At 68.1% G+C, this 7,277-nt stretch carries 7 protein-coding genes; 3 read left to right on the forward strand and 4 right to left on the reverse strand.

Going from position 1 to position 7,277, the window contains the following annotated elements; all coding sequences use genetic code 11:
• Positions 1 to 516: 516 nt before the first annotated feature.
• Both KDH83_RS32995 and KDH83_RS28490 read left to right on the forward strand, forming a co-directional pair.
• The gene (locus KDH83_RS32995) at positions 517 to 1,125 is read left to right on the forward strand and encodes an excisionase family DNA-binding protein (protein ID WP_349291685.1); all 609 of its coding nucleotides are present in this window, start codon (positions 517 to 519) and stop codon (positions 1,123 to 1,125) included.
• Positions 1,125 to 1,766: a PIN domain-containing protein gene (locus KDH83_RS28490; RefSeq protein WP_212321952.1), complete on the forward strand. Its 642-nt coding sequence runs from the start codon at positions 1,125 to 1,127 to the stop codon at positions 1,764 to 1,766. Before KDH83_RS32995 ends, KDH83_RS28490 begins: the two co-directional genes overlap by 1 nt.
• A gap of 39 nt (positions 1,767 to 1,805) precedes the next feature.
• Here KDH83_RS28490 and KDH83_RS28495 read toward each other — a convergent pair whose 3' ends face one another.
• The gene (locus tag KDH83_RS28495) at positions 1,806 to 2,738 is read right to left on the reverse strand and encodes a LysR family transcriptional regulator (RefSeq protein WP_212321954.1); all 933 of its coding nucleotides are present in this window, start codon (positions 2,736 to 2,738) and stop codon (positions 1,806 to 1,808) included.
• A 119-nt stretch (positions 2,739 to 2,857) separates the two neighbouring features.
• Here KDH83_RS28495 and KDH83_RS28500 point away from each other — a divergent pair, with 119 nt between their 5' ends.
• A complete protein-coding gene (locus KDH83_RS28500) occupies positions 2,858 to 4,366 on the forward strand; it encodes a CoA-acylating methylmalonate-semialdehyde dehydrogenase (protein ID WP_212321956.1) in 1,509 nt (502 codons plus the stop codon).
• Positions 4,367 to 4,375: 9 nt separating this feature from the next.
• Here the strand turns inward: KDH83_RS28500 and KDH83_RS28505 are convergent, their stop codons facing one another.
• The 3 genes from KDH83_RS28505 to KDH83_RS28515 form a co-directional block, all read right to left on the reverse strand.
• Complete coding sequence (locus tag KDH83_RS28505; protein ID WP_212321958.1) at positions 4,376 to 5,125, reverse strand: sulfite exporter TauE/SafE family protein; 750 nt, start codon at positions 5,123 to 5,125, stop codon at positions 4,376 to 4,378.
• A 65-nt stretch (positions 5,126 to 5,190) separates the two neighbouring features.
• Positions 5,191 to 6,189, reverse strand: a complete 999-nt coding sequence (locus KDH83_RS28510) for a tripartite tricarboxylate transporter substrate binding protein (protein WP_212321960.1) — start codon at positions 6,187 to 6,189, stop codon at positions 5,191 to 5,193.
• A gap of 152 nt (positions 6,190 to 6,341) precedes the next feature.
• Positions 6,342 to 7,136 (reverse strand): LysR substrate-binding domain-containing protein, encoded by a 795-nt coding sequence (locus KDH83_RS28515; protein ID WP_349291686.1) that lies wholly within the window; start codon positions 7,134 to 7,136, stop codon positions 6,342 to 6,344.
• Between the last annotated feature and the right edge of the window lie 141 nt (positions 7,137 to 7,277).

The raw sequence follows: 7,277 nt of genomic DNA on the forward strand, positions 1-7,277 counted from the left end.
CTCCCCCCCTGCCCGCGCGATCGGTGTATTCGTCATGGGCAACACACCTGACCGAATACGCCGACCCTTCTGATCGGACGCCGGCGCACGCGCGCATCGAGCAAAGAGATCCGCTGCAAGGAGATCACCCGCAGAGATGTCTTCACAGAGATACCCCGAGCTGCGGGCGCGCCCTCTGAATATCGGACTCATCCTGCCCCTCCAACCCATTGCCATGGCCGATCGTGCCCTGGCAATCTGATGATCGGGCGGGCGGTTGCTCCTTGCCAGCCCGAAAAGGCCGCACATTGCGTGCGCCATCCACCAAGACGCTCACTGCCCGATATGACTACCAGCCTCGCGCGGCCGCCATCCCGCCTTTCGATATTTGCGTTTCCACGGGTGCCGACCTATGCTGACCACATGGCTCCCCTGAAACCCTCCAAGCCGCCGCCGGCCAAGGCACCCGGCAGCAGCCGTTCCGCCCGAGCGTCCGGGAAGGCAGTCCCCGCGCCGATAACATCATTGGAAAACGCCGTGCTGGAGGTACTCAAGACAGTCCGGCAACACCAACAGGCAAGGCCGAAGAAAAGCCCGGCAAAGCGTCATCCGGCACAAACGCTGATCCATCCCGCCGCCTCGGGAGGATTCGCGCTGTTGCTGGCCGAGCCGGAAGCGATGAGCTACCTGGAACGGCACTCCGCGCAACGCCATCAGGCATTGGTCCACGAAAGAACCGTCCGTATACGCGGGCAAGGCGAACCCGACCGGCGCTACGCATTCGCCTATGCGATCGATCCCGATGACAACGAAACCGTGATCTTCCGGGTCCGCGCCCTGTCCGACCGTGCCCTGGGCCCCATGCGCATCCCCATGCTGTCCACGCAGCAGGCAGCCGACCTGCTCAACGTCAGCCGGCCGTATGTCGTCAAACTGGTGGAGGACGGCGTGTTCCAAGGGGTCGAAAGAACGCAGGCAGGCCATCGCCGCATTCCCGCGCCAGAGGTCGAGCGCGTTCGCCTTGCGATGCAAACCTCTCGCCGCACCGTGCTGAACCGGCTTGAAACCCTCACGTCCGATCAACGGGCCCAGGAACTTGAAACCGCGCGTGCGGTTCCAGCGCGCCGCTGGACGAAATCGTCCTGATGCCGGACGCGGTACGAGCCCTGGCGACCATCATCGCGCGGTCGGCAAGGGCAACGCCGGTATTCCTGGACGCCAATATCCTGCTGCCGCAGTACTTGCGCAGCACCTTTCTGGATCTGGCGGACGCCGGGCTCATTCAGGCGCACTGGAGCCCCCTGGTTCTCAAGGAAGTGCAACGAAACCTGGTCAAGCCCGCGTTTGGCCAAACGGCAAGGCAGGCGGCCGAAGTGGTACGGCTTTTAGACCGGGCCTTTCCCGATGCGCGGATTCGCGCCAGCAAGATGCTGGAACACGGTTTCAGCGCCAGCGTCGATGCCAAGGACATCCACGTAGCGGCGAGCGCGCTGAAACTGAGCCAGCGGCATCACCCTGACCTGCCGGTCTTCCTGGTGACGAACAACACGCGTCACCTGCCCCAAGCGGCATTCCTGGGTACCCGCATTCGATCCTTGCGGCCGGGCGTCTTTCTTGCGGCCTTGCTCAAGGCCCGGCCGCGCACGGCCGATGTGCTTGCAGCCATGCTTCTGCGCTTCAAGGCGCCGTCAGTCGCCCAAGATGATTACCTGAATCTTCTGGATCGCCATGGATGCTCGATCTTCGCCACCGCCCTGGCCAATCATTGGGGATACGCGGCCGCATGATCGCCATTGATTCCCTGGCCGGGACGGATACCGCAGCCGTCAGCGTGAGCCCGCCCCCGACAATGCCTCCCTCAAAAACCCCACGAACAACGACACCACCCTCGGCACGTGCGGCGTATACGGCCGGACCGCGAACAGGCTGTCGGCGAAATCCCCCTCCACCCGCCAATCGCCCAGCACCTCGACCAATGTCCCGTCGCGCAGCGCCGGACCCGCGCTGAAATCGGGCAGCAGCGCGATGCCGACGGAACCAAGCGCGGCCTCTCGCAATACCTCGCTGTTGTTGGCCGCGAAGCTGCCCCGGACCGGCACCTGCACGCGCTCGTCCGCCCCCGGACGCCGGAACGCCCAGGCCGCCGCGCCCGAGCGCCGCAGGTAATGGATGCAGTCGTGCCGCTCCAGATCCGCCGGCACGGCGGGCGTGCCGTGCTCGGCCAGGTACATAGGCGTGGCGACCAGCACCGAACGTATCTCGCCGATCAGCGAAGCCACATGCGTGTCGGGCACCTCGGCCACGTGCCGGATCGCCAGGTCGAAGCCCTCGGTGGCCAGCGCGGCCAGCCGGTCGCTCAGGTCCAGCTGGATCTGCACGTCCGGGTAGCGCTTGAGGAACGCCGGAATCAGCGGCGCGATGATCTGCCGCCCCAGCGCCACCGGCGCGGTCATCGCCAACACGCCCCGTGGCCCGGCCGACAGGTCCTTCACGGCCGAGTAGCCCGCCTCGATGCGCTGGAAGGCGGCGGCGGTCTGCTCGACCAGGTGCGCGCCCGCCTCCGTCAGGCTGACGCCGCGCGTCGTGCGCCGCACCAGCGGCAGTCCGACGGCCTTTTCCAGCTCGGCGATGCGCTGGCTGACCGAGGCCTTGCTGAGCTGCAGGCGCTGCGCCGCCGCCGTAAAGCTGCCGGTCTCGGCCAGGATGCCCAGGCAGTGGATGTGCGACCACAGGTCTTCCAATCGTCTTGCTCGTTCCATGCGCATTCCGTTGTTCAGAATTCCAAACACTGATTCCAGCGTATCGGTCTCGACGGCCGCCGCGCGTTCAGCGACATTGCGGGCTGGTCCAGCCATTCCCCAAGATCCAGGAGCACAGCATGAACGCAAGCATCATCGGCCACTACATCGGCGGCCAAACCGTGCCCGGGCAAGGCGCCCGCCAGCCGGTCTACAACCCCGCCACCGGCGCCGTCGCCCGCCACGTCGCCTTGGCCACGCCGGACGAGGTTGCCCGCGCCGTCGCCAGCGCCCAGGCCGCCTTCCCCGCCTGGGCGGACACGCCGCCGATCCGCCGCGCCCGCGTCATGTTCAAGTTCCTGGAGCTGCTGAACCGTCACCGCGACGAACTGGCCCACCTGATCACCGCTGAACACGGCAAGGTCTTTACCGACGCGCAGGGCGAAGTGTCGCGCGGCATCGACATCGTCGAGTTCGCCTGCGGCATTCCCCAGCTGCTCAAGGGAGACTACACCGAACAGGTCTCCACCGGCATCGACAATTGGACGATGCGCCAGCCGCTGGGCGTGGTGGCGGGCATCACGCCCTTCAACTTCCCGGTGATGGTGCCGATGTGGATGATCCCCGTCGCCATCGCCGCCGGCAACACCTTCGTGCTCAAGCCCAGCCCCATCGACCCCAGCCCGTCGCTGCGCATCGCCGAGCTGCTGAAGGAAGCCGGCCTGCCGGACGGCGTCTTCAACGTGGTGCAGGGCGACAAGACGGCCGTCGACGCGCTGCTGGAGCATCCCGACGTGAAGGCCCTGAGCTTCGTCGGCTCCACCCCGATCGCCAACTACATCTACGAGACCGGTGCCCGCCTCGGCAAGCGCGTGCAGGCGCTGGGCGGCGCCAAGAACCACATGGTGGTGATGCCCGACGCCGATATCGACCAGGCCGTGGACGCGCTGATCGGCGCCGGCTACGGCTCGGCCGGCGAGCGCTGCATGGCCATCAGCGTGGCCGTGCTGGTGGGCGACGCGGCCGAGCGCTGCCTGCCCAAGCTGATCGAGCGCACCAAGGCGCTGAAGGTGCTGGACGGCGAGAACCTGGACGCCGAGATGGGCCCCATCGTCACCCGCGCCGCCCATGAGCGCATCAGCGGCTACATCGCGCTGGGCGAGCAGGAAGGCGCCAAGCTGCTGGTGGACGGCCGCGGCTTTCGCGGCGCGCAGGCCGGCGCGGGCTGCGACGACGGCTTCTGGCTGGGCGGCACGCTGTTCGACCATGTCACGCCCGACATGCGCATCTACAAGGAAGAGATCTTCGGCCCGGTGCTGGGCTGCGTGCGGGTGCCGGACCTGAAGGCCGCCGTCGATCTCATCAACGCGCACGAATTCGGCAACGGCGTGGCTTGCTTCACGCGCGACGGCAACGTGGCGCGCGAATTCGGCCGCCGCATCCAGGTCGGCATGGTGGGCATCAACGTGCCGATCCCCGTGCCCATGGCCTGGCACGGCTTCGGCGGCTGGAAGCGTTCGCTGTTCGGCGACATGCACGCCTATGGCGAGGAAGGCGTGCGCTTCTACACCAAGCAGAAGTCCATCATGCAGCGCTGGCCCGAGAGCATCGCCAAGGGCGCGGAATTCGCCATGCCGACGGCGAAGTAGGCCGCGCCATCACGCCGGCGACATCCACCCGCGATAGATCGCTCCCGCGCCAGCCACCGCCAGCAGCAGGAAGATGAGCCGCTGCAGGCGGGCCGGCGCTACCCGCGTCCTGAGGCGCGATCCGGCGTACAACCCGGCCAGCGCCACGGGCAGCAGCAAGGCAGCGCTCTTCAGCATGGTCGGCTGCGCATACAGCCCGGCGGCGGCGAAGGCCCCGGCGCGGACGACGCCGCTGGCCAGGATGACGACCGAAATCGTGGCGCGGAACGCGTCCAGCGCGGCAATGCGGCGCGACAGGTAGATGGTGTAGATCGGTCCGCCCGTGCCGAACAGCGCGCTGAACACGCCGCCGAACACGCCGAACGGCAGCGCCCAGGGCGTGGGCAGCGGCTCCTGGCTGGCGCCCCGGCCGCCCCTCAGGCCGCGCGCACAGACCGTCAGCACGAAGCAGCCCAGCACGATCAGCGGCCAGCGCGCGCCTGCATTGCGCAGCAGCGTCACGCCCAGGAAGATGCCCAGCAGCATCCACGGAAACAGCCGCGCCAGTTCCACGCGCGACACCTGCCGCCAGTTCCGGCCGCCGACCAGCGCCGTGCAGGCCAGGTCGAACAGCACGACCAGCGGCACGGCGAAGGACAAGGGCATGAACTGCGCCAGGATGGGCACGGCGACCATGGCGGCGCCGAACCCCGTCATGCCGAACACCACATACGCGGTGAAGACGACGGGCGCGGCCAGGGCGATGAGGTCGGCGGGCATGTCGCGATCTGCCTACATGAAGGGGAATGGTGCGCGCGCCAGCCATCGGGACGGCGCGCGTCGGTTCAGTTCGCCGTGATCTGCTTTTTCCGGACCAGGGCCTGCCAGCGGGCCGACTCCTGCACGATCTCCTCCTTGAGCGGGCCGGGTGGCTTCACCGCAGCGGACATGCCCTGCTCCTCGAAGTAACGCTTCATGCCGGGCTGCTCCACGGCCGTCTTGAGGTCAGCCAGCAGCCGGTCCACGATGGGCTGCGGCGTTCCCGCCGGCGCCATCAACGCGAACCAGCCGGTGTATTCGAAGCCGGGCACGCCCGCCTCGGCCACGGTGGGCACGCCCGGCAGCAGCGGCGAGCGCTCCTTGCCCGTGACGGCCAGCGCGCGCAGGCGGTCGCCCTTGAGCAAGGGAGTGATGGCATTGATGTTGGCGACGGCCACTTCCACCACGCCCGCCATCAGGTCCGAATAGGCCGGCCCTTCGCCCTTGTAGGGCACGTGCACCAGCTTGATGCCCGCCGCGTCGCTGAAGGCCTCGCCCGCCATGTGCGTCTGGCTGCCTACGCCGGCGGACGAGAAGTTGAGCTTGCCCGGCCGCGCCTGGGCATAGGCGATCAGCTCCCGGATGTTCTTCACGGGCAGGCCGGCGTTCACCGTCACGACCATGGGGCCGCTGGCCACCTTCCCGACCAGGCTGAAGTTGTCCAGCGAGTACGGCAGCTTGCCGTAGATGTACTGGTTGACGGTGAACATGCTGCCCGATGCCAGCAGCAGGGTATAGCCGTCGGCGGGCGACAAGGCCACCGCCTGCGCGCCCACGCTGCCGCCGGCGCCGGCGCGGTTCTCGACGATCACGTTCTGCTTCAGGCGCTTGCCCAGCTCGGACGCCAGCGCCCGCCCCAGGAAGTCCGTCGCGCCGCCGGCCGCGAAGGGCACGACGATGCGGACGACCCGGTCTTCGGGCCATTGCGCGCGCGCCGGCGCCGCGAGCAGCGGCGTCAGCATCAATGCACAGGCGAGCGCCTTGGCGTAGCGCCTGCGGTTTTTGGGTTGAACCATGTGCTGCATGTCAGTCTCCTTGGATTCCCGGACCCGGGAGCCCTCCGGTGCGTGCCGGCGGGCGTTTTTTCAGGCAACAGCGTTTCTTGAGGCAACAACTCTCCCTCGGGCCGATCGGCCCGACGTCTACCGGAGGAAGCTACGTGGAATGCGACGGTTGCCTAGCGCGAGCCGGTCCGTTCTTTTTCTTGGCTGTCGGCGCAAACCGACTTCAGCGCCTCGAGCAGCAGGCGCGAAAGATGAGACCTCGGGTTCTCCTTGGGAACCAGGATGCCCAGCCGTCGGGTCACCGTCGGCGAGCCAAAGGGAATCACGCGGATGGTGGCGGGGAACTCGTTCTTCACGCCCCGGGCCGGCACCACCGAGGCGCCCAGGCCATTGGCGACCATGGCCACCACGCCTTCCAGGTTGTCGATCTCCATGGTCGAGCGCACCACGATCTGGCGCCGCAGGATCTCCTCCTGCACCAGGTTGCCGACGCGCGCCAGGCGGTTGAAGCGCACGTAGGGCGTCTGCTCCAGCACTTCCTGGTCATTCGCGCCCTTGACCGAGCGGTGGGCGATGACGACCAGCTGCTCATCGACGAAGGGCAGGAAATCCAGGTCCGAACGCGGCACCTCGGGCTCGGTCACGATGGCCACGTCCAGCTGCCGGTGATGCACGGCGCGTTCCAGGTCGTGCGTGAGACCCGTGGTGACGTGGACCTCCAGGCCATGGCCCTGCTTCTGCAGATGGCGCAGCGCCAGCGGCAGCACGCCGGAAGCGCAGGTGTGCACGCTGCCCAGCTTGAGCAGGCCGGCGCCCGTGCCCTTCTTCAGCGCGGCGCTCATGCTTTCCCAGTGCGCGATCAGGTCGCGCGCGCGGTGCACCAGCGCCAGCCCGGCGTCGGTCAGGACCGGCGGGCGGCGGCTGCGGTCGAAGATCGCGTTCTCCAGGTCCTCTTTCCGCCCCCGCACCTGCAAGCTGACGGGCGGCAGCCGCCGGGCGCAGCGTGTGCCCGCCCCGGCGAACCTGCCGCAGCCGGCGAACCCGCTCCGGGGGTAGCGTGCGCGGCGATCCATCATGCGGGCCTACGTCTGCGGCGGGGGGGGCGCGGG

This window comes from Achromobacter sp. Marseille-Q0513 (assembly GCF_018195695.1).
Lineage (GTDB): Bacteria > Pseudomonadota > Gammaproteobacteria > Burkholderiales > Burkholderiaceae_B > Achromobacter.